This is a genomic window from Bradyrhizobium sp. BRP20 (assembly GCF_020194215.1).
In the GTDB taxonomy this organism is placed as follows: Bacteria; Pseudomonadota; Alphaproteobacteria; order Rhizobiales; family Xanthobacteraceae; genus Bradyrhizobium; species Bradyrhizobium yuanmingense.
In genome coordinates this window covers 32,057-54,838 of the sequence record NZ_JADYVY010000029.1, presented here as the reverse complement: position 1 = coordinate 54,838, position 22,782 = coordinate 32,057, and the positions used below count along the sequence as shown (strand labels likewise).

Annotated in this window: 19 protein-coding genes; 12 read left to right on the top strand and 7 right to left on the bottom strand. The window is 65.1% G+C overall.

Going from position 1 to position 22,782, the window contains the following annotated elements; genetic code table 11:
- Positions 1-105 precede the first annotated feature (105 nt).
- Entirely contained in the window at positions 106-1,023 is a 918-nt protein-coding gene (locus I6F33_RS35610; RefSeq protein WP_074448058.1) for a sulfite exporter TauE/SafE family protein, read from the top strand.
- A complete protein-coding gene (locus tag I6F33_RS35605) occupies positions 1,020-1,790 on the top strand; it encodes a TIGR02186 family protein (protein ID WP_036014162.1) in 771 nt (256 codons plus the stop codon). Before I6F33_RS35610 ends, I6F33_RS35605 begins: the two co-directional genes overlap by 4 nt.
- A gap of 115 nt (positions 1,791-1,905) precedes the next feature.
- Here the strand turns inward: I6F33_RS35605 and I6F33_RS35600 are convergent, their stop codons facing one another.
- Positions 1,906-2,817: a DMT family transporter gene (locus I6F33_RS35600; protein WP_225145601.1), complete on the bottom strand. Its 912-nt coding sequence runs from the start codon at positions 2,815-2,817 to the stop codon at positions 1,906-1,908.
- A gap of 109 nt (positions 2,818-2,926) precedes the next feature.
- Here I6F33_RS35600 and I6F33_RS35595 point away from each other — a divergent pair, with 109 nt between their 5' ends.
- A complete protein-coding gene (locus I6F33_RS35595; RefSeq protein ID WP_225127163.1) occupies positions 2,927-3,790 on the top strand; it encodes a LysR substrate-binding domain-containing protein in 864 nt (287 codons plus the stop codon).
- A 23-nt stretch (positions 3,791-3,813) separates the two neighbouring features.
- Here I6F33_RS35595 and I6F33_RS35590 read toward each other — a convergent pair whose 3' ends face one another.
- The gene (locus tag I6F33_RS35590; RefSeq protein ID WP_036014169.1) at positions 3,814-4,047 is read right to left on the bottom strand and encodes a hypothetical protein; all 234 of its coding nucleotides are present in this window, start codon (positions 4,045-4,047) and stop codon (positions 3,814-3,816) included.
- A 203-nt stretch (positions 4,048-4,250) separates the two neighbouring features.
- Between I6F33_RS35590 and I6F33_RS35585 the strand changes: the two genes are divergently transcribed.
- The 3 genes from I6F33_RS35585 to I6F33_RS35575 all read left to right on the top strand — a co-directional run bounded on the left by I6F33_RS35585 (position 4,251) and on the right by I6F33_RS35575 (position 8,025).
- Positions 4,251-6,767, top strand: coding sequence for a glycogen/starch/alpha-glucan phosphorylase (locus I6F33_RS35585; RefSeq protein ID WP_109145472.1), 2,517 nt, complete (start codon positions 4,251-4,253; stop codon positions 6,765-6,767).
- Positions 6,768-6,864: 97 nt separating this feature from the next.
- Positions 6,865-7,206 carry a hypothetical protein gene (locus I6F33_RS35580; protein ID WP_225145600.1) on the top strand — a complete coding sequence of 114 codons (342 nt, stop codon included), beginning with the start codon at positions 6,865-6,867 and terminating at the stop codon, positions 7,204-7,206.
- Between the two features lie 3 nt (positions 7,207-7,209).
- Positions 7,210-8,025: an acyl-CoA thioesterase II gene (locus I6F33_RS35575; protein ID WP_225127029.1), complete on the top strand. Its 816-nt coding sequence runs from the start codon at positions 7,210-7,212 to the stop codon at positions 8,023-8,025.
- A gap of 166 nt (positions 8,026-8,191) precedes the next feature.
- Here I6F33_RS35575 and I6F33_RS35570 read toward each other — a convergent pair whose 3' ends face one another.
- From I6F33_RS35570 to I6F33_RS35560, 3 genes are all read right to left on the bottom strand, one after another.
- On the bottom strand, positions 8,192-9,808 hold the full coding sequence (locus I6F33_RS35570; RefSeq protein ID WP_225114585.1) for a phosphoenolpyruvate carboxykinase: 1,617 nt from the start codon (positions 9,806-9,808) through the stop codon (positions 8,192-8,194).
- Positions 9,809-10,094: 286 nt separating this feature from the next.
- Positions 10,095-12,683, bottom strand: a complete 2,589-nt coding sequence (locus I6F33_RS35565) for a CHAT domain-containing tetratricopeptide repeat protein (RefSeq protein ID WP_225145599.1) — start codon at positions 12,681-12,683, stop codon at positions 10,095-10,097.
- 64 nt (positions 12,684-12,747) lie between these two features.
- Positions 12,748-13,497: a HugZ family protein gene (locus I6F33_RS35560; protein ID WP_225145598.1), complete on the bottom strand. Its 750-nt coding sequence runs from the start codon at positions 13,495-13,497 to the stop codon at positions 12,748-12,750.
- A 241-nt stretch (positions 13,498-13,738) separates the two neighbouring features.
- Between I6F33_RS35560 and I6F33_RS35555 the strand changes: the two genes are divergently transcribed.
- The 5 genes from I6F33_RS35555 (at position 13,739) to I6F33_RS35535 (ending at position 17,720) form a co-directional block, all read left to right on the top strand.
- On the top strand, positions 13,739-14,440 hold the full coding sequence (locus tag I6F33_RS35555) for a response regulator transcription factor (RefSeq protein WP_008542552.1): 702 nt from the start codon (positions 13,739-13,741) through the stop codon (positions 14,438-14,440).
- 113 nt (positions 14,441-14,553) lie between these two features.
- On the top strand, positions 14,554-16,350 hold the full coding sequence (locus tag I6F33_RS35550; RefSeq protein WP_225130995.1) for a sensor histidine kinase: 1,797 nt from the start codon (positions 14,554-14,556) through the stop codon (positions 16,348-16,350).
- A complete protein-coding gene (locus I6F33_RS35545; RefSeq protein WP_036026439.1) occupies positions 16,347-16,871 on the top strand; it encodes an HPr kinase/phosphorylase in 525 nt (174 codons plus the stop codon). Before I6F33_RS35550 ends, I6F33_RS35545 begins: the two co-directional genes overlap by 4 nt.
- Before the next feature lie 133 nt (positions 16,872-17,004).
- Complete coding sequence (locus tag I6F33_RS35540; protein ID WP_007597752.1) at positions 17,005-17,406, top strand: PTS sugar transporter subunit IIA; 402 nt, start codon at positions 17,005-17,007, stop codon at positions 17,404-17,406.
- A complete protein-coding gene (locus I6F33_RS35535) occupies positions 17,403-17,720 on the top strand; it encodes an HPr family phosphocarrier protein (RefSeq protein WP_036014186.1) in 318 nt (105 codons plus the stop codon). The genes I6F33_RS35540 and I6F33_RS35535 overlap by 4 nt, the downstream gene beginning before the upstream one ends.
- A gap of 65 nt (positions 17,721-17,785) precedes the next feature.
- Here the strand turns inward: I6F33_RS35535 and I6F33_RS35530 are convergent, their stop codons facing one another.
- Entirely contained in the window at positions 17,786-19,411 is a 1,626-nt protein-coding gene (locus I6F33_RS35530) for a glycosyltransferase family 39 protein (protein ID WP_225145597.1), read from the bottom strand.
- Between the two features lie 112 nt (positions 19,412-19,523).
- Between I6F33_RS35530 and lepA the strand changes: the two genes are divergently transcribed.
- A complete protein-coding gene (lepA, locus tag I6F33_RS35525; protein ID WP_036041840.1) occupies positions 19,524-21,335 on the top strand; it encodes a translation elongation factor 4 in 1,812 nt (603 codons plus the stop codon).
- A 210-nt stretch (positions 21,336-21,545) separates the two neighbouring features.
- Here lepA and I6F33_RS35520 read toward each other — a convergent pair whose 3' ends face one another.
- Positions 21,546-22,781 (bottom strand): efflux RND transporter periplasmic adaptor subunit, encoded by a 1,236-nt coding sequence (locus I6F33_RS35520; RefSeq protein ID WP_036026436.1) that lies wholly within the window; start codon positions 22,779-22,781, stop codon positions 21,546-21,548.
- Position 22,782 lies beyond the last annotated feature (1 nt).

Sequence of the window (22,782 nt, the reverse complement as noted above, 5' to 3'; positions counted from 1 at the left end):
GTCCCGTCCGCCCGCGAATTCCGCTATTGAAGGACGCGGCAATCGTTCCGTCCTCTCCGCGAGCATTCCGCGTTCGTCGATCCGTCTCGCCGGTGCGCAGGTTCAATGCAGCTTTACCTCCCGATCGCCGATCTTCCGGTCAACGTCTTCCTGGTGCTCGCCATGGGCGCGGCGGTCGGCTTCGTCTCCGGCATGTTCGGCATCGGCGGCGGCTTCTTGATGACGCCGCTTTTGATCTTCATCGGCATCACGCCGGCGGTCGCGGTGGCCTCCGTGGCGAGCCACATCGCGGCCTCCTCCTTTTCCGGCGCCCTCTCCTATTGGCGGCGGCGCGCGATCGATCCGGCGCTGGCGAGCGTGTTGTTATGCGGCGGCGTGACCGGCACGACGCTCGGCGTCTGGACCTTCACCCAGCTGCGGGCGCTCGGCCAGCTCGACCTGATGATCGCGCTCTCCTACGTCGTGCTGCTCACCACGGTCGGCAGCCTGATGTTCTCGGAAGGATTGCGCGCCTTGATGCGGACCCGGCGCGGGGCGCTGCCGCCGCGCCGCACCCACAACTGGATCCACGGCCTGCCGCTGAAGATGCGGTTCAAGCGCTCGAAGATCTATCTCTCGGTCATCCCCGTGGTGATCGTCGGCATCGTGATCGGTTTCATCGGCGCCATCATGGGTATAGGCGGCGGCTTCATCCTGGTGCCGATCATGATCTATCTCTTGAGGGTGCCGACCTCGACGGTGATCGGGACCTCGATGGTTCTCACCGTCGTCACCATGCTGTTCGCGACCATGCTGCACGCGGCGACCAATCACCTCGTCGATGCCGTGCTGGCGCTGATCCTGATGGTCGGCGGCGTCACCGGCGCGCAGTTCGGCGCCCGTGCCGGCCAGAAGATCCGCGGCGAGCAGCTGCGGCTGCTGCTGGGCTTGCTCATCCTCTCGGTCGGAATCCGCTTCGCGATCGAGCTGGTGATCCAGCCCTCCGATCTCTTCACCATCCGTGAGCTCGGAGTGAGCCGATGAGGCGCATGCTTCTCGCCATCGTCCTCGTCCTGCTGCTCGGCGGCGCTGCGCGGGCCGAGCGGCTGATTGTGTCGGTCTCGAATCACCGGGTCACGGTGACGCCGAACTATTCCGGCGAGGAGCTGGTGCTGTTCGGATCGGTCGAGAAGGATACGACGACGCCCGCCGACCGTACCGCCTACGATCTCGTCGTCACCGTGATGGGCCCGCGCGCCGACATGGTGACGCGGCGGAAGGAGCGCACCTTCGGCATCTGGATCAACACCGACTACCGCCAGTTCCTGCAGGTGCCGAGCTATCTCGCGCTGTTCGCCAACCGCCCGCTCGACGCCATCACCTCGCCCGAGATCGCGCGGCGGCAGCAGATCGGGCTCAACAACGTGCTGCTGACGCAGCGGGTCAGCGGCGACTTTGCCGACGTGGTGCCCAACGATGCGTTCCGCTCGGCCTTCATTCGCCTGCGCACCCAGCGCGGGCTCTACCGCGAAGACGGAAGCGCGGTCACGTTCCTGACGCCGACGCTGTTCCGCACCGGCATTCCGCTGCCCGCGGAGGTGCCGATCGGCACCTATGAGATCGAGATCAAGCTGTTCGCCAACGGCGCGTTCATCGGCAAGACCGAGACCGCGTTCGAGATCGTCAAGGTCGGCTTCGAGCAGTTCGTCGCCACCACCGCCCGCCAGAACGGCCTGATCTACGGCCTCGCCACCGTGGCGATGGCGCTGATGACGGGGTGGATGGCCTCGATCGTGTTCAGGAAGGACTAGCCCCCCGTCATTGCGAGCGCAGCGAAGCAATCCAGACTGCCTCCGCTGCGGCAGTCTGGATTGCTTCGTCGCAAGAGCTCCTCGCAATGACGATAGTGAACAGCGGGGCCTACACCTACACCACCGCCTTCGCCGGCCGCGTCACCAGATAGATGCCGAGCGCGACCGGAATGATGCCGAGCAGGTCGCGCGCCTCGATGTGCTCACCGAGCACGAGGAACGCGAACAGCATGCCGAGCGGCGGCATCAGGAAATGATAGGCGCTGGCGGCGGTGGCGCCACACGTCTTCAAGAGACGAAACCAGAGCCAAGAAGCGATGATCGAGCCGCCGAGCACGAGAAAGGCGAAGGCGCCGATCAGGCTCGGCGTATAGTCGATCGCGTCGACATCGGCGAAGGTGAGCGCGACCGGTGTCAGCACGATGCCGGCCGCGAGGTTCTGCACGCCATTGCCGATCCACAGGGATCCCTTCGGCGCCAGCAGCTTGAACAGGATGGTGCCGGCCACGATCGAAGCGAGCGAGGCCAGCGTGAAAACGATGCCGTGCAGCGAATCGGTGCCGACCGACAGGCGGTGCCAGACGATTGCGGTCACGCCGATGATGCCGAGCAAGAGGCCGCTCGCCTTGCGCCAGGTCATGCCTTCGCCGAGCAGCAGCGCGGCAAGGCCCGCGGTGAACACCGGATTGGCTGACACGATCAGGCCGCCGAGGCCGGCGGAGACCGATTGCAGGCCGGTGTAGCCGAGGCCGAGATAAAGCGCGTTGTTGGCGATGCCGAGCACGGCGAAGATCGCGACATCGCGCCACGACAAGGACCAGGCTTCGCCGCGGATCAACGTGGCACCCAGGATCAAGATGCCCGCGAGCGAGAAGCGCGCCGCGAGCAGGATCAGCGGCGGGCAATGGGTGACGCCGATCTTGCCGGCGATGAAGGCGTAGCTCCAGAGCAGGCAGAACAGGCCGATCGCGAGCGGCAATGTGTTGAAGCGGCTGCGGGGGGCGGGAAGCGAGGTCGCGAGCGACATGAGGGGCATTCTCGGATGTTCTTTTCTGCCCTCGATCTAGGGAGGCCGCTTGTCATTTGGAAATTAAATGATTAACTCGCGTCCAGTGGATTTCTTAATGGAGGCGGCCGTGCTCGATCTTGAGCTGCTGCGCAGCTTCGTCTCGGTGGTCGAGGCCGGCGGCTTCACCCGCGCCGGCGAGCGCGTCCACCGCACGCAATCGACCGTGAGTCAGCAGATCAAGCGGCTGGAGGAGGATGTCGGTCAGGTGCTGCTGCACCGCGACGGCAAGGACGTGCGCCCGACCGAGGCCGGCGAGCGGCTGCTGTCCTATGCGCGGCGATTGCTCTCGCTGGCCGAGGAGGCGCGCGACGTGCTGCGCCAGCCTGATAGCGATGGCGCGATCCGGCTCGGCATCCCCGAGGACTTTGCCGCGTACCGGCTGGCAAAACTGCTGGGCGCGTTCTCGCGCTCGCATCCGGGATTGCGGCTGGACGTGCGCGCCGACCAGAGCAAGCATCTCGCCCGCGATCTCCAACGCGGCGAGCTCGACCTTGCGCTCTACAAGCGCGAGGCTGGCGCGAAGGACGCGATCGCGGTGTGGCCGGAGCGGGTGCACTGGGTCACCAGCAAGAGCCACCCGGTCGACGTCAACGTGCCGTCGGTGCCGCTGATCGGCTTTCCGCTCGGCTGCATCTACCGCGCCGGCGCCATCCACGCGCTGGAAACGGCCGGCCGCGCTTGGCACACCGCCTACACCTCATCGAGCCTCGCCGGCATTCAGGCCGCGGTCGCCGCCGGCATGGGCCTCAGCATCCTGTCGGAGATGGCGATCCAGACCGACCACCGCGTGCTGACGGCGAAGGACGGCTTTGCGCCGATCAACAAGACCGAGGTTGCACTGATGGCTTCGCCGGATGCGAGCCCGGCGACGCTGCGGCTTGCGGACCGTCTCGCGGAGTTTTGCGATACGGTGCAGAGCAAGGCGGCTTGAGCTCACCAAAGCTCCTACGGCTCTCAATTCGCTGCGGATATCAGCTTGTCGCCGCACGCGCTTGCGTAGAACTTGCCGCCGCATTGGCGCTTGATCGCAGCGCAGCGGGCTGCGGGCGACGCCTTCTGCGGCACCGTGAAGCCGCAGCTGAGGCCGTCGGCGCTGCGACCGGTCGTGCCGGCGGCAAACGCCGCACTGGTGGCGCTGATGCAGACGACGAGCAGGGCCGCAGTGGCGATTTCGATCAGCAGTCTCACGGTCCGCTTCTCCACACTGATGGCTGAATCTTTCGTAATCTAGCACCGAATCTGGGTTTCTCCGTGCTCCTCCGGGTTCCCAATTCGGCCCATTCCTTGCATAAATTTGCGCCAGCGCAGTGCACGGCCACGCGGGCGACAGTTCCGGTGCAAGGGCAGGACGCGTAGAGTTGAGAGTTGTTTCGACCTAGGAAGTAACGGCTTTGCAGGATTCATCGTTCCAGCCCAGTTATCCGGCCCCCGGGCAGCCCATCGACGAACTCGCGCTGGCCGAGATCAAGGGCGCAATCCTGGCGAAGCTGCGCCTTGCCATCGGCAAGGACGCTGGCATGGCGACCAGGCACGATTGGTACCAGGCCGCAGCGCTCGCGCTGCGCGACCGCATCGTGCATCGCTGGCTCACGGCCGAGAAGCACAGCTACGACGCCGGCCGCAAGCGGGTTTACTATCTCTCGCTCGAATTCCTGATCGGCCGGCTCTTCACCGACGCGCTCAACAACATGGGCCTGCTCAAGATCTTCGAGGTCGCGCTCGGCGATCTCGGCGTCTCGCTGCCGGAGCTGCGCAAATGCGAGCCGGATGCGGCGCTCGGCAATGGCGGCCTCGGCCGGCTCGCCGCCTGCTTCATGGAGAGCATGGCCACGCTGTCGATCCCCGCGATTGGCTACGGCATCCGCTACGATTACGGCCTGTTCCGCCAGATCATCAATCAGGGCTGGCAGCAGGAATATCCCGACGAATGGCTGAGCTTCGGCAATCCCTGGGAATTGCAGCGACCCGAGGTGATCTACGACGTCAATTTCGGCGGCGGCGTCGAGCATGTCGACGACAAGGGCCGCGACCGCTCGATCTGGCATCCTGCTGAAACCGTGCAGGCAATCGCCTATGACACGCCAATCGTCGGCTGGCGCGGCCACCACGTCAACGCGCTGCGGCTGTGGTCGGCGCGCTCGCCCGATCCGCTCAAGTTAGATGCCTTCAACAAAGGCGATTACGTCAGCGCCAGCGCCGAGCAGGCGCGCGCGGAGGCGATCTGCAAGTTCCTCTATCCGAACGACGAGAGCCCGGCGGGCCGCGAGCTGCGGCTGCGCCAGGAATATTTCTTCGTCTCCGCCTCGCTCCAGGACCTGGTGAAGCGGCATCTCGCCTCCGACGGCCAGCTGCGCAACCTCGCCGGCAAGGTCGCGGTGCAGCTCAACGACACCCATCCGAGCCTTGCCGTCACCGAGCTGATGCGCATCCTCGTCGACCTCCACAATTTCCGCTGGGACGAGGCCTGGAAGATCACGGTCGCCACCCTCTCCTACACCAACCACACGCTGCTGCCGGAGGCGCTGGAGACCTGGCCGGTCGAGCTGTTCGAGCGGCTGCTGCCGCGGCATCTGGAGATCATCTACCGCATCAACGTGCAGCATCTGGCGCTCGCCGAAGCGCGTTGCCCCGGTGACATCGACTTCCGCGCCTCGGTCTCGCTGATCGACGAGAAGAGCGGCCGCCGCGTGCGCATGGGCCAACTCGCCTTCGTCGGCTCGCACCGCATCAACGGGGTCTCGGCGATGCATTCGGACCTGATGCGCGAGACCGTGTTCCACGACCTCAACCATCTCTATCCCGGACGGATCACCAACAAGACCAACGGCATCACCTTCCGACGCTGGCTGATGCTGGCGAACCCGAAGCTGACCGATTTGTTGCGCGAGAGCTGCGGCGATGCCGTGCTCGACGATCCGACCCAACTCTCGCTGATCGAGGCGCGCGCCAGCGACGTCGAGTTCCAGAAGAAGTTCCGCAGCGTCAAGCACCACAACAAGGCCCAGCTCGCCCGCCTGATCGGCGAACGGCTCGGCATCAGGGTCGACCCGGGCGCATTGTTCGACGTGCAGATCAAGCGCATCCACGAATACAAGCGCCAGCTGCTCAACGTCATCGAAACGGTCGCGCTGTACCAGGCCATCAAGGACGAGCCCAACGGCAATTGGGTGCCGCGGGTGAAGATCTTCGCCGGCAAGGCGGCGGCGAGCTATCGCTACGCCAAGCTGATCATCAAGCTGATCAACGACGTCGCCGAAATCGTCAACAACGATCCCGCGATCGGCGGCAAGCTCAAGGTCGTGTTCCTGCCCGACTACAATGTCAGCCTCGCCGAGGTGATCATTCCCGCCGCCGATCTGTCCGAGCAGATCTCCACCGCGGGCATGGAAGCCTCCGGCACCGGCAACATGAAGCTGGCGCTGAACGGGGCCATCACCATCGGCACGCTCGACGGCGCCAATATCGAGATCCGCGACCATGTCGGCGCGGAGAATATCGCGATCTTCGGCATGGAAGCCGGCGACGTGATGATCCGGCGCAAGCAGGGGCTGGATGCTTCCGACGTGATCCGCCGGTCGCCGAAGCTGCAGCGTGCCATCAACGCGATCGGCGCCGGCGAGTTCTCGCCCGGCGACCCCGGCCGTTTCGAATCCATCGCGCACGCGCTGCGTTACCTCGACCATTACATGGTGAGCGCCGATTTCGATTCCTACTACGAGGCGCAGCGCGCGGTCGATGCGCGCTGGCAGGTGGCGCCGGCCTGGACCCGCGCCTCGATCCTCAATGTCGCGCGCATGGCCTGGTTCTCCTCGGACCGCACCATCCGCGAATATGCCGAGGAGATCTGGAACGTGCCGGTCAATCCGACCACGCCGCTGCTGCCGAACCTGCGCGACGCCGCGGGCTGATTTTCCGCGGCGTGGAAGCGGCCTTACCTGCGAGGTTATTGCTTTAGCAGGATAGCCATCATATCACGGCTTGAGATTTTTCTGGCCGAAGTTGATCGTGCCTGTCGGCGAGTATGTCACCCCGGATGGGCAGCTTCGATTCCTCGTCATCTGTCCCGATGGGGACTGGACGTTGGGTTTTGACGGCTTCCCCTGGCACACGCACGGCAGCATCCTCGCCAGCCTCTCCGGGAAGGACGAGGAAACTGCCATCGACGGCTTCGTCGCCCACCTGACGAGCGGCAAGAGCATCATCGCTGTAAAGCGCATAGGAGGCTCGATCACAGACGTCTGGGTTACAGACGATCCAGCGGATGATGCCTTGAGTTCGCGGCAATATGGCCCCGATGACGAGACGATGGAGTTTCGTCGTTGGGACGGAAGCTCAGTAGAGGTCTAACCCATGCACGCCAAGCTCCCGCATCCCTTCGACGAGGCCACGCGCGTCACCGCCGGTGACTCGAGCTGGCAGGGACACACCAGCGACGATTACTGGGCCTTTGTCGGCCCGTTCGGCGGCGCCACCGCCGCGACCATTTTGCGGGCGCTGATCGAGCATCCGCAAGCCGCCGGCGATCCGCTCGCCCTCACCGTCAATTATTGCGCGCCGATCGCCAAGGGTCCGTTCGATCTCGACGTGCGCCTCGTCAAGGCCAACCGCTCCAGCCAGCACTGGAGCGTCGAGCTCAGTCAGGGCGGCGGCGAGGTCGCAACGCTCGCCACCGCCGTGCTAGCCGAACGCCGTCCGTCCTGGGAGCACAGGGTGGCGCAATATCCGGATGCCAAGCCGTTCGAGGAGACGCTGCCGTTCCCAAAAATCTCGGCATCCTGGGCCAACCAGTACGAATTCCGCTTCGTCGAGGGCGAGATGCGGATCGGCCCGCCGCAAGCCGAGCCCGCCAGCACCTACTCGAAGATCTGGATCAGCGACCGCACGCCGCGCAAGCTCGACATGCTGTCGCTGATGTCGATGTCGGACGCCTTCTTCGGCCGCATCTTCCACGCCCGGCGGGAGCTGGTGCCGTTCGGCACGGTGTCGCTGACGACCTACTTCCACACCGACGCCGAGGAGCTTGCGGCTGAAGACATCACGCGCGTGCTCGCGACGGCGGATTCCAAGATCATGCACAAGAGCTACGCCGACCAGAACGCCGAGCTGTGGTCGCCGAACGGCCGGCTGCTCGCGACCACGACGCAGATCGCGTATTTCAAGGCGTAGCTGCTTCCACAAACTCGTCATTGCGAGCGCAGCGAAGCAATCCAGACTGTCTCCGCGGAGGGAATTCCTGGATTGCTTCGCTGCGCTCGCAATGACGGTGCAGAGATATGGCGCCAACAAAAAAAGGGCGGCCTCTCGGCCGCCCTTTTGCGTCAAGATAGAGCGTTTACTCCGCCGCGAGCTTCACGTCCGGCGCTGCCGCGCGCACCTCGGCGTCCACCTGTGCTTCGAACTTGGCAAAATTCTTCTGGAACATGCCGACCAGCGCGCGGGCGGTCTTGTCGAACTCGTCCTTGTCCTTCCAGGTGTTGACCGGGTTGAGGATCTCGGCCGGCACGCCCGGCAGCGCGGTCGGGACCGCAAAGCCGAAATACTTGTCGGTGCGGAATTCGACGTTGCGAAGCGAGCCGTCGAGCGCGGCGGTGAGCAGCGCGCGCGTCACCTTGATCGGCATGCGCGAGCCGACACCATACTTGCCGCCGGTCCAGCCCGTGTTGACCAGCCAGCAATCGACATTGTGCTGGGCGATGAGGTCGCGCAGCATGTTGCCGTAGACGGATGGATCGAGCGGCAGGAAGGGCGAGCCGAAGCAGGTCGAGAATTCCGGCTGCGGCTCGTTGCCGAGACCGCGCTCGGTGCCGGCGACCTTGGCGGTGTAGCCGGACAGGAAGTGATACATCGCCTGCGCCGGCGAGAGCTTGGCGATCGGCGGCAGCACGCCGAAGGCGTCGGCGGCCAGCATCACCACGTTCTTCGGCTGCGGCGCGCGGCCGGTGCGCGAGGCGTTCGGGATGAAGTCGAGCGGATAGGCCGAACGCGTGTTCTCGGTCTTGGAGCCGTCGTCGAAATCGACGACGCGGGTGTCCTCATCGAGCACGCAGTTCTCGAGCACCGCGCCGAAGCGGGTCGAGGCGGCATAGATCTCCGGTTCGGCTTCCTTCGACAGCTTGATGCACTTGGCGTAGCAGCCGCCTTCGAAATTGAAGACGCCGTTCGGGCCCCAGCCGTGCTCGTCGTCGCCGATCAGCGTGCGGTTGGGATCGGCCGACAGCGTCGTCTTGCCGGTGCCCGACAGGCCGAAGAAGATCGCGGTGTCGCCCTTGGCGCCGACATTCGCCGAGCAGTGCATCGGCATCACACCGCGCTCGGGCAGATAATAATTCAGCGTCGTGAAGACCGACTTCTTCATCTCGCCGGCATAATAAGACCCGCCGATCAGGACGATCTTGCGGGCGAAATCGATCGCGACCACGTTCTCCGAGCGGCAGCCATGGCGTTTAGGATCGGCGCGGAAGCTCGGCATGTCGATGATGGTGAGCTCCGGCACGAAGGTCGGCAGCTCGATCGCCTCGGGGCGGATCAGCAGCGTGCGGATGAACAGCGAGTGCCAGGCAAGCTCGGTGAAGACGCGCGTCTTGATCCGGTAGGCCGGGTCGGCGCCGCCATAGAGGTCCTGCGCGAACAGGCGCTTGCCTTCGGCGTGCTTGAGGAAGTCCTGGTAGAGCGTCTCGAATTGCTCTGCGGTGATCGACTGGTTGCCGGCCCACCACATCTTCTTGTCGGTGGTGGCGTCGCGCACCGTGAACTTGTCCTTCGGGCTGCGCCCGGTGAACTCGCCGGTGTCGGCGCAGAGCGCGCCGTCGGCGGAGAGCACCGCCTCACCCGCTGCCAGCGAGTATTGATAGAGTTGTGGCGCACCCAGATTCCAGTGAACCTGCTTGAGATTCTTTAAGCCGAATTTGTCGGCGCCGAAGGCACCGTTGCGCACGCCCGTCTCTTGCACGAAAAATCCCTCCTAGAACCCGCGACATCAAGCGCGGCCAAGTTTGGCGCCGTCGCGATCACCGTGAATATGGGCCGTTCGGCCTCGGCTGAACGACCTAATAATGATGAACGCCGGCGTTGCCAAGCTGATCCCGCAGGATTTGGTTTATTCAAGGACCGCGCCAAACGCCGCGCATGTCAGCTCTGAAAGGCCGCATCGAGAAAGTGCGGATGATCGCGCAACCAAATGCACATCTGCGCGTTATGTCCGGTTATTGCGACGCACAATCACTGCGTCAACACCCCTATCTTACCTCGCCCTCTCCGATCAACGCGAACGGTCCCCACATCGCGGGATAAGCGTTGCGCGGCGACGAGGCGTCGTCGAGATAGGTTAACATCGCGCGGCGCAAGGCTTCGGCGCGGCCGAGCTTTGGCTCGTTCTTCAGCAGCTCGAACGTCGACGTGGTCAAGCGGGTCGCAGCCTCCGAATCCACGGCCCAATGCGACACCAGGAGCGCGCGAGCACCTGCGTAGAAGAACGAGCGCGCCAATCCCGACAACGCCTCGGCACCGGGCTTGTCGCCCGCGATGGTGTTGCAGGCAGACAGCACAACCCAATCGGCATTGAGCTTGAGCTGGGCCACTTCGCTCGCGGTGAGAAGACCATCGTCGAGCTCCGTCGGCTGGTCGGGGATGGAGAGCGCCAGCGAGGGCTCCCCCAATCCCTTGACGTCGCCGGCGACAAGGCCGTGGGTGGCAAAGTAGATGATGCCGTATTGGGCAAGCGCTGCACGCTTGAGCGTCGTTTCGCTGGCGTCGCGGCCGAGATGGATGTCAGCCTCGGCAGCGCCGACGTCCCTCGCCACCGCGTTCAATTCGTCGGCGGTATCGGGCAGCTGCGGCAGCGCCTGGGCCAGCCGCGCACGATCCACGCCCGCGCCGCGCCAGAAGTCGGCATAGGCGATCGTCGCGATGCTGCGTGCGGCGACCTTGCCGTTCGCGGCACGCCGGTCGGCAGGCCCTTCGGCTGCAGGGTTGAACACGGGATCGCCGAAACCGGTCATCGGCTTGACGCTTTGATCCCTGCGGGCAAAAGCGCGCAGCGATTTCAGGCTGATCACCGACGGCAGGACCGAAACGGCCTGACGCCGCAGCAGCCAGGCAGCACTGCGATAGCCCTCGAGCCGGTCCGGGATCGCAGCCTGTGGCTTCTCCGTGACCAGCAGATGAAACGGCATTGCGGTCAATGCCGCCGACGGCACGACCAGCAGGTTGCGCTTGTCCTTGGTCAGCGCCTCAACCGGGCCGAGCAGCGCGACATAGAGCTCGTTGGCAAGACCGAGGTCGAACAATCCCGATTTGCCGGATGCATCGCGCGCCTTGCCGACATCGAGCCCCCTGCGGAAGGCCGTGACCTTCTGTGCGACCGCGTCCGCTCCGAGCGGAATCTCCTTCCAGTCGACGCTCTCGCGCGTGATCGCGACGACATAGCTCCGCCTGTCGACGACGGAATAGACCACCATCGCCTCGTCGGACGCCAGCAGCGGCTGGATGTCCTTGACGGTCAGCGGCAGCGGGTTGGATAGCGAGGAATAGTCGGGAAACTCGACGGCGAGCGTCTTCTGCAATCCATTGCGCGCGCCCGCGATCGCCGCGATCCGCACGCGGCTGCGCTGCTCGGCCGCGACGTCGCGCTGCGCCGATGGCTTCGACACTGCAGCGATGATCGCCTTGTCGAGCGCTTCGGACTCGGCCGCGAGATCCTGATCCTTGCGCACGAGCTCGGCGAGCCGGTCGCTGCCGGCGGCGAGCCGCACCGCGAGCTTGTTCACGGCAGAAGCGGCAGAGGATTGCGTGCCGCGCTGGATCGCAGCGAGCGCATCGTCGAGCGCCTTCTCGCTCGCCAGCAGCGATTGCTGCCGTGCCGCGAACAGGATCGGCAGCACGACGCGCAGCTGCGCACGATTGGCCGCGAGCGTCTTCTGCGCCAACGGCAAGGCATCCGCCGTCCGCCCCGTCGCCTGCAGAAATTCGGCAAGATTGCTCGTCGAAGTCGCAACATCAGGGTGATCCGGCCCGAGCGCGCGTTCGCGGATCGCCAGCGCGCGACGATACAGCGGCTCGGCATCGGCAAAACGCTGCTGGTGCTGGTAGAGCCCGGCGAGATTATTGAGCGACCGTGCGACGTCGGGGTGTTCAGGCCCCAGCACCTTTTCGCGGATCGCGAGCGAGCGCTTGATCGGCGCTTCGGCACCGGCGTCGCGATTGAGGTCGCGCTCGACCTGTCCGATGTTGTTCAGGACCGTGGCGACCGCGGGATGCTCGGGACCGGCAGCCTTCTGATAGATCGCGAGCGCACGGCGGAACAGTGGCTCGGCATCGGCCGGACGCTGCTGCTTGGCGTAGAGCGTGGCGATATTGTTGAGGGATTGACCGATGTCGGGATGCTCGCGCGGCAGCGCCTTCTCGCGCACGGCAAGTGCACGCTTGAACAGCGGCTCGGCCTCTGCGAAGCGACCCTGCCGCTGATAGAGCGCGGCAAGATTGGTCAGCTCGGCCGCAACCAGGGCGTTGTCGGAGCCGAGCGATTTTTCCATGAGTGCGATCGCGCGCTTGTAGAGCGGCTCAGCCAGATCGTCCCGTCCCTGACCGGCATGGACCTGGCCGAGATTGTTCAACGCGCCCGAGAGATCGCGGCCGTTGTCCTTCTCCAGGCTGGCGACCATCGCCTGCGCCAACGGCAGCGCTTCCGAATATTTTCCGGCACCGATGAGCGCGTTGAGCCGCGCGCTCTCGGCGGCGAGACCTTTCTGCGCAAGGGCTGGCGTGGCGAGCAAGGTGGTGATGGCGAGCGCGAGAGCCGCCGTCCATGCCAAACGTTGACGCGTCATGACCCCTCTCGCTGCGAGCCCGAAAACCATCACGGTCATGGGTCGCGGCGATCGGTAGCCGCGTTCAAGCGGTTGCGCCCTGGTCCACCTTCGTGCGCGCTTCGCCAGCGAGACGGACCAGCATCTTGCGAAGCGCCGTGCCATCCGTCACCGCCTCCGGGAAGTCCAGCCGCAGCGTTGCCTGGCCGACCTGCATGTCGAGGCCTTCAGGATCACAGCCGGTACAGCGCCAGTCGCCCTCGGTGGCGCCGAGCAGCTTCGTGGCATAAAGATTGAGGGCGTCGCGATGGTCGGCGTTCATGTGCTCGACGGCGCCCTCCTCCGCCGCCAGCAGGTCCTCGGCGCCGGTGAGGTCCGTCAGGAATTGCTCCGGCTTGAGGTCGACGATCCGGCCAAAGCCGGCGACCAGATGTGTTCCCGTGGGCCGGATCCGGAAGAAGGAGAAATCCTTAAAAGAAACAAAGCCTTCTGCCGAGGGATGAGCACTCAGATACCGTCGCTGGAGCAGATCCTTGTTGGAATCGGCCTGCTCGGCCCGGCCGGACAGCATGATCCGGGCGCCTTCCAGGGGATCGCCGGCCGCGCGCTCGTCCAGCATCAGCGAGACCCTGGAGTCCGCGAGGACGTTCTTGGTGTGCACGGCGAGGCGCGAGATCAACAGGATCGGCGAGCCGTCGGGATGGCTGGCCAGATTGACCAGGGAACAATAGGGATCGCCGCTGCCGGCCATCAGCGTCGCCAGAGCCCCTTGCCGGGACCGCCTCAGCAGCGATTTGGCGAGCTTTGCGGGGTCGAAATCGGGGGTCGGTTGCATTGGCTTTCTCGGCTCAGGTGGTTGCAAGGAGGGTCTTTTTTCGGGTAAACGGGGGCCCGGTTATGGGTCGAGATGCGGCGAATCTGCCGTGTTTCGTGGAACTTGGTCACACTTCAGCCCAGCTTGCATTGCTCGGTGACAAGGTTCGAACGCCACTTCGGCACCCATGTATGCGGCGCATCACTGATTGCTCGCCGTTTCAAGCCACGACCCAAACGGAAAGCAGAAAGCAGAGAGGCTCATGCCCACAATCGCTTTGGTCGACGACGACCGCAACATTCTCACATCCGTCTCGATCGCGCTGGAAGCCGAAGGCTACCGTATCATGACCTACACCGACGGCGCTTCCGCGCTCGACGGTTTCCGCACCACCCAGCCCGATCTCGCCATCCTCGACATCAAGATGCCGCGCATGGACGGCATGGAGACGCTGCGCCGTCTCAGGCAAAAGTCCGACCTGCCGGTGATCTTCCTCACCTCCAAGGACGAGGAGATCGACGAGCTGTTCGGCCTCAAGATGGGCGCCGACGACTTTATCCGCAAACCGTTCTCGCAGCGTTTGCTGGTCGAGCGCGTCAAGGCGGTGCTGCGGCGCTCGGCGCCGAAGGATCCGACCGTCGCGCCGAAGGAGAACGACGCCAAGGCGCTCGACCGCGGTCTGCTGCGCATGGACCCCGAGCGCCATACCTGCACCTGGAAGAACGAGCCGGTGACGCTCACCGTGACCGAATTCCTCATCCTGCAGGCGCTCGCGACCCGGCCCGGCGTGGTGAAGAGCCGCAACGCGCTGATGGACGCCGCCTATGACGACCAGGTCTATGTCGACGACCGCACCATCGACAGCCACATCAAGCGGCTGCGCAAGAAGTTCAAGGTGGTCGACAACGAGTTCGAGATGATCGAGACGCTCTACGGCGTCGGCTACCGTTTCAAGGAAGCCTGAGGGCGCCTCCTCCACGGCGATCGAGAGCATCTCCGGTTCTCGTTCCATCGGGACGAGGATCGCTCTAGGATGCGGGGACCTTCGCACGGGCCGTCCTAACGCGGGCGTAAGCATTGCTTGACCGAACGCAGCCTGACCCTAACCAGAGCGCCGGGGATATCGCATCCGACGGCGTTCAGGAGCACGTTGCCGACAACAAGCCGCAGGGCTTCCGGCCGCTGAACTGGTTGAAACGCGCCGGGCAGTTCTTCTTCGCGCTGTCCTTCTCGAGCCTGACCCGCCGCATCGTCTCGCTCAACCTCGCCGGCCTCGTCGCGCTTGTGGCGAGCATCCTGTACCTGTCGCAATTCCGTGCCGGCCTGATCGACGCCCGCGCCCAGAGCCTGCTGGTGCAGGCCGAGATCATCGCCGGGGCGATCGCGGCCTCTGCCACGGTGCAGACCAACGCCATCACCATCGATCCCGACCGGCTGCTCGACCTCAAGCCGGGCGAGACCTATGGCGGCTCGGACGAGTATTCGCCGCTGGACTTCCCGATCAATCCGGAGCGCGTCGCGCCGGTGCTGCGCACCTTGATCTCGCCGACCAAGACGCGCGCCCGTATCTACGATCCGAACGGCAGCCTGCTGCTCGACAGCCGCAACCTCGAAAACGTTCTGCGCTTTCCGCTGCCTCCGCCGGCCGAGCAACCCGGCATCATCGAGCGTGGCAAGGTCGCGGTGCGCACCTGGCTGAACCGCGGCGACCTGCCGCTCTATCGCGAGCTCGGGCCCGAGAACGGCAACGGCTATGCCGAAGTGGGCGACGCCCTCCAGGGCCAGAAACGCTCGATGGTGCGGGTCAATGCACGCGGCGAGGTGATCGTCTCGGTCGCCGTCCCCGTGCTGCGCTCGCGTGCGATCCACGGCGCCTTGATGCTGTCGACGCAAGGCGACGACATCGACCAGATGGTCACCGCCGAGCGCCTCGCCATCCTGAAGGTCGGCGGCGTCGCCGCCGCCGTCATGATCATGCTGTCACTGCTGCTGGCGAGCACGATCGCAGGTCCGGTGCGCCGGCTCGCCGACAGCGCCGAACGCGTCCGCCGCCGCATCAAGGCCCGCATCGAGATTCCCGATTTCACCCGCCGCCGCGACGAGATCGGCCACCTCTCCGGCGCGCTGCGCGACATGACCAGCGCGCTCTACAGCCGCATCGAGGCGATCGAGATGTTCGCTGCCGACGTTGCCCATGAATTGAAGAACCCGCTGACCTCGCTGCGCTCGGCGGTCGAGACGCTGCCGCTGGCGCGCAACGAGAACAGCCGCGCCCGCCTGCTCGAGGTGATCGAGCACGACGTCAAGCGGCTCGACCGGCTGATCTCCGACATCTCCGACGCCAGCCGCCTCGATGCCGAGCTGCAGCGCCAGGATGCGATCCCGGTCGATTTGCGCCGGCTGCTGACGACGCTGGTGTCCGTCGCCAACGAAACCAAGCTCGGCCACGACGTCGCGGTCGAAACGCGCTTCGAGGGCCGCAGCCCGACCGACACCTTCGCCGTGAGCGGCCACGATTCCCGGCTCGGACAGGTCGTCTCCAACCTGCTCTCCAACGCGCAATCCTTCTCCGAACGCGGCAGCAAGGTGCGCCTCACCTGCCGCCGCGTTCGCTCCGAGATCGAGATCGTGGTCGACGACGACGGCCCCGGCATTCGCGAGGACGCGCTCGAGCGCATCTTCGAGCGCTTCTACACCGACCGCCCGCATCAGGGCTTTGGCCAGAACTCCGGCCTCGGCCTGTCGATCTCCAAGCAGATCGTCGACGCCCATGGCGGACGGATCTGGGCGGAGAACCGCCCTGGCCCGCCGGACGCCGACGGCACTCCGACAATTGCCGGTGCGCGCTTCGTGGTCAGGCTGCCGGCGCTATGAACGAAGGCGGGCCCAGCGTTCACGCCTCTGCCGTCAAGGTCGGGCCTTACGCCGTGCTGATCCGCGGGCCCTCGGGGTCCGGCAAATCGCGGCTTGCCTTCGATCTAATCATGGCGGGGCGCTCAGGCGTTGTGGAAAGGGCCGTTCTGGTCGGTGACGACCGTGTCCATCTGGCGACACTCGGCCACGAAATTGAGGTCCGCCCCGCGCCTCGCTTGGCGGGCTTGATCGAGATCCGGGGCCTCGGAATCCGCCGCTGCGACTTCGTGGAGCATGCGACCGTCGGTCTCGTGGTCGATCTGGCTGCAGCCGACGCGGAGCGCCTGCCGCCGGCTGAAGCCCTGAAAACCAGCATTTTTGGTGTCGAAATACCGCGAATCCCTGTTGCCCGCGACTATTCGCCCCTTCCCCTGGTTGTTGCGGCCTTGACCACTACCAAGAGTTCATCTTCCGTTAACCCATCAGGCGATTGTTTGAAGGGAAATGGTAACCATATGAATCCCACTATCGCGACCGAATAGACCGGCGCAGCTCCCCTCATCCATCCGTCTAGATTCAGGGAGATACGCAACATCCCCTCTTGCGCGGGGGCTCTGGATGGTCAAAGTGGCGCGTTCGTGCGGTGCACCAAAAGCGCCCGCGAGGAGTTTTCCGATGATTGGTCTAGTACTTGTGACCCACGGGCGCCTTGCCGACGAATTCAAGGCAGCGCTTGAGCATGTCATGGGCCCACAAAAGCAAATCGAAGCGATCACGATCGGCGCCGAAGATGATTCCGATCTCTGCCGAAGCGACATCATCGAGGCGGTCAACCGCGTCGATTCCGGCGACGGCGTTGCGATCCTCACCGACATGTTCGGCGGCACGCCGTCGAACCTGGCAATATCCTGCATGAGCCGGCCCAAGGTCGAAGTGCTCGCGGGCATCAACCTGCCCATGCTGGTCAAGCTTGCCAAGGTGCGCGAGGAGCGACCGCTGCCCGACGCGATCGCGATGGCGCAGGAAGCTGGCCGCAAATACGTCACCATCGCCAGCCGGGTGCTCGCCGGCAAATGAGCGAGGAGGCGCCACAAGCCGCGACCGGCGTGCCCGCGGGCGCGATCTCCAAGGATCTCCTGATCATCAACAAGCGCGGCCTGCATGCGCGCGCCTCGGCGAAATTCGTCCAGGCGGTCGAGCGCTTCGATGCGCAGGTGTGGGTGACGCGCGGCGGCGAAACCGTCGGCGGCACCTCGATCATGGGCCTGATGATGCTCGCCGCGGGTCCCGGCACGACGATCACGGTGGCGGCGGCAGGGACCGACGCCGAAGCCGCGCTCGCGGCGATCACGGAGCTCGTTGAAAGCAAGTTCAACGAGGAAGGGGTTTAGGCCCTTCTCTCACCACGCGGCCAGGTGCGCTCCCTCGCCCCGTACTTGCGGGAGAGGTGAAGAAATCACTTCCCCGGCGGCGCGAAGTAGATGTTCCAGCTCATCGACGGGCCGGCCTTGCCGTTGGTGAAGCGGCGCGTTGTCATCACGATGCGCTCGGCGTTGGGCGCAACCTCCGCCACCCATTTCTCGAACGCGGGCAGGCGGCCGTCGGTCGGATCGAACACGCCGATGAAGCCGTACTTCCTGGCGTCGTCGCGCGAGGTCAGTCCGGAATCCCAGGCCTCCAACGGCAGCAGCGCGGACGGATGATCCGGGCTGTAGAACACCAGCGGCTGGATCTGCTCCATCGTGCCGGCAACGACGGCCCAGCGCGAGCCGAAGCGGGTGTGCCAGGCCTGGGTCAATTCGCGCGCGAGCTCCGAGCGCGCGCCATAGATCTGGGCATTGCCGGCATTGGCCGCCATCTCGCGCGCGGCGATCCAGGGCGAAGCGGCGAGCGTCGCGGCGCTGAGCACGAGCCAGATCGCAGCGATGTTGAACAGCGCGGCGCTCTGCACGCGCAGCGTCGGGATCGCGACCAGTGCGAGCGGCACCAGGAAGAACAGCGAGATGCCCCAATCCGTCTTCATGTAGATGCTGAAGGCGAGCGCCCCGAGCGGCGGGCCGACTGCGACGATGGCCTGGACGATCCAGACATTCAGCGCCTGCGAGACATTGACCCCTGCATTGGCGCCACGCGCCCAGGCGCGCGTGACGATGCGCAACGGCGCAGCCAGCAGCAATCTGCCCCATGGCGGCACCAGCGCCATGGCCAGCGCCGCGAGCGCCACCGGCAATGCCAGCAGCGCGAAGTTGTGCAGCACATAGCCCGCGACGAGCTGATGCACCTGGGCCTTGTCCTGAAGGCTGTAGGTGTCGCCGGCATAGGTCAGCGGCACGAAATGCGCATCCGCCAGCCAGACGAGGTGCGGGATCATCGCCGCGACCATCGTGGCAATCGCGACCCACGGCGCGGGCGACGACAGGAAGCGCAACCGGTCGGGATGGATCAGCGCGGCGAGGCCGATCGCGCCGATCATGGTCAGCACCCAATATTTGGTCATCAGCGCCAGCGCGCCGGCAAGCCCGAGCAGGATTCCGGATTGCCAGCTCCGCTTCTCGAAGGCGTTGAGATAAGCGAGCACCAGGAGCGGCAGCGTGACGAGCTGCAGCAGGTCCGGGTTGTACTTGAAGCCCTTGAAATTGAAGATCGGGTAGAGCGCGATCATCACCACGACCAGGAACGCGCGGCGCGCATCCACCACGCGCAAGGCGATCAGCCAGCAGATCACCATGCCGACGCTCACCGTCGTCATCGCCAGCGCATAGGTCGCCCAGTCCGCCGCCGGGAGCGCCTTGAACCAGAGGCCCGCCACCCAGCCCGACAACGGCGGGTGCTTGCCATAGCCCCAGAGGAATTTCTGGCCCCAGCCCCAGGCTTCTGCGACGTCCATATGAACGTCCTGCGCCGCCTTCAGATTGATCAGGATGAAGGTCCAGAGCACCGCATGCAGGATGGCAAATTGGATCACCAGCCACAGGCGCGCCTCGGGGCGGACCGCACAGGCAACCAGGAAGGCCCGGAAGCGGTTGTAACTCAAGCGGGTCTTTGCCCGCGCTCCGGCAGTGGGAAGAGAGGTCGTGGACATGGCCGTGCGTAGCGCGTTTTGGCCCGTCATGGAATCAGCTTGGCGTGAACAAAGGCCCTGAAAATACAGCAATATGGTTGCCGCACGGGGATGTGAGTGGTATCCCGCGCCCATGACGACCGTCCCTATTTCCAACATCCGCAATTTCTCCATCGTCGCCCATATCGACCATGGCAAATCGACGCTGGCCGACCGCTTGATCCAGATGACCGGCGGCCTCTCCGACCGCGAGATGGCGGGCAAGGAACAGGTGCTCGATTCCATGGACATCGAGCGCGAGCGCGGCATCACGATCAAGGCGCAGACGGTGCGCCTCGCCTACCGCGCCAAGGACGGCAAGGACTACATCTTCAACCTGATGGACACGCCCGGCCATGTCGACTTCGCTTACGAGGTCTCGCGGTCGCTGGCGGCCTGCGAGGGTTCCCTGCTCGTGGTCGACGCCAGCCAGGGCGTCGAGGCGCAGACGCTCGCCAACGTCTACCAGGCGCTCGACAACAATCACGAGATCGTCCCGGTCCTGAACAAGGTCGACCTGCCCGCGGCGGAGCCCGAGAAGGTCAAGCAGCAGATCGAGGACGTCATCGGCATCGACGCCTCGGACGCGGTGATGATCTCGGCCAAGACCGGCCTCGGCATTCCTGATGTGCTGGAAGCCATCGTCACCCGCCTGCCGCCGCCGAAGGGCGACCGCGACGCGACCTTGAAGGCGCTCTTGGTCGACAGCTGGTACGACGTCTATCTCGGCGTCGTCGTGCTGGTGCGCATCGTCGATGGCACGATGAAGAAGGGCCAGCGCGTGCGCATGATGGGCACGGGCGCGGCCTATGACGTCGAGCGCGTCGGCTTCTTCACGCCGAAGATGCAGCAGGTCGAGGAGCTCGGTCCCGGCGAGATCGGCTTCATCACCGCCGCGATCAAGGAAGTCGCCGACACCCGCGTCGGCGACACCATCACCGACGACAGGAAGCCGGTCGCCGAGATGCTGCCGGGCTTCAAGCCGGCGATCCCGGTGGTGTTCTGCGGCCTGTTCCCGGTCGACGCCGACGACTTCGAGACGCTGCGCGCCGCGATGGGCAAGCTGCGCCTCAACGACGCCAGCTTCTCCTTCGAGATGGAGACGTCGGCTGCGCTCGGCTTCGGCTTCCGCTGCGGCTTCCTCGGGCTGCTGCACCTCGAGATCATCCAGGAGCGGCTGTCGCGCGAATTCGATCTCAACCTGATCGCGACCGCGCCGAGCGTCATCTACAAGATGAAGCTCACCGACGGCCAGGAGATCGAGATCCACAATCCCGTCGACATGCCCGACGTGGTCAAGATCGCCGAGATCGACGAGCCCTGGATCGAGGCGACGATCCTCACGCCCGACGAATATCTTGGCAGCGTCTTGAAGCTGTGCCAGGACCGCCGCGGCGCGCAGAAGGAGCTCACTTACGTCGGCTCCCGCGCCATGGTGAAGTACGACCTGCCGCTCAACGAGGTCGTGTTCGACTTCTACGACCGCCTCAAATCGGTCTCCAAGGGCTACGCCTCGTTCGACTATCACCTCACCGACTACAAGCCGGCCGATCTCGTCAAGATGCAGATCCTGGTCAATGCCGAGCCGGTCGATGCGCTCTCGATGCTGGTCCACCGCACCCGCGCGGAGGGGCGCGGCCGTGCCATGGTCGAGAAGATGAAGGAGCTGATCCCGCCGCATATGTTCCAGATCCCGATCCAGGCGGCGATCGGCGGCAAGGTGATCGCGCGCGAGACGGTGCGCGCGCTGCGCAAGGACGTCACCGCGAAATGCTACGGCGGCGACATCACGCGTAAACGAAAACTTCTGGAGAAGCAGAAGGAGGGCAAGAAGAAGATGCGGCAGTTCGGCAAGGTCGACATCCCGCAGGAAGCTTTTATTGCCGCGCTGAAGGTCGACAGCTGAGGCGAGGCTCAGGACGGGCCAGCCGGGTCGCCGGGGCCGGCAAACAGGCGCTCTCCCGACGGCAAACAAAAAAGTGCGAAAACAACCCCATGCACAGTAGCCGCCCCCTTGGCGGCATTGTGCTTTTTCGATTTTACGAAGTCGGTTTGACCCGTCGGGCAAAACAGGGGTATGGTGGCATCATCGAACGCTTGCCTCTCAGCCGTGTATCTATTCCTCGCCCCTCTTCGCGATCCTGATGCCCTCGATGATCCGGTCGCTCGGGTGCAACACGACGCGATCACCTGCAGCTAGTCCGGAGAGAACTTCGGCCACGCGGTTATTCCGGTGGCCGATGCGGACCGGGACAGTTCTTGCACGGCCGTTCTCGTCGGCGAAAACCGCCCATTGGTCGCCTTTTCGGAACAAAGCGCTCACCGGCACGGTCAGCGACTCGGTCGCGCTCCATGTCGTCACGTGAACGATAACACGATAGTCGTGCCCGAGCGTGCCCCACTTCTCGGGCGGGTCGGTGAAATCGATGGTCACGCGGACCCGCTGCTCCTCGGTGCCGAGTGCGGAGACTTTCAGGAAACCGGCCGGGTCGACCCGGACCACCTTTCCCGCGATGGGCTGACCGCCCCAGCCATCGATCCGGACCGGCGCGCCGACCTTGATCTGGACCGCGTCAGTCGAGAGCAGGTCGGCCACGACCTCGAGATCGAACGGGTCGCCGATATCAACCAGCGGCGTCCCGGGCAGAACCGTCGTCTCGCTGTCCTGGATGATCTTCAATACCCGTCCGCTTGTCGGCGCCAGCACACGGATGCAGCAGGTCGGCTCCGCGGGAGGGATAGCGCTTGCCGGGTCCATCAGCCGGGCCGCCAGGCTGGTCCGCACTGCGCGGCGCATCTCGACCTGGGCCTTGGCACCTCTCAGGGCGGCCTCGTTGGTGGCGACCTCGAATTTCGCCTTGTCGTAGGCCTGGGCCGAGGTGGATTGCGTCCGCAACAGCGTCTGCACCCGCTGGAACTCGGTCCGCGAAAAATCCAGCGCGGCTTCGATCCGCTGCACTTCAGCTTCCTGCTGCTGGATCGCGGCGTCTGCGGCCAGGACCTCCGCCTGCAGCTGATCGCGCGATCGCGCATCGATGAAGCCGGGCAGCGTCGGTTGCATCAGGGCGACGGTCTGGTTAGCGACGACGTCGTCGCCGACATGGAGCGAAGGCCCCTGCTCGCCGAGCGGATGCGAGATTCTCAAGACCTTGCCCGCGATCGGCGCCGACACCGTGTAGACGTGGCGCACGCGGGTCTTGCCGTCGTCGTCCGCCGTGACCTCGATCGGCCCCTTCGCGACGGTCGCGAGATCGACCAGAACCGGTCGGGGCCAGGCGAACCAAGCGAGCCCTGCGAGGATCGCAGCAGCGAGCGCGGCGCCGATGATGCGTTTGGTCCAGTTGGCGGGCATG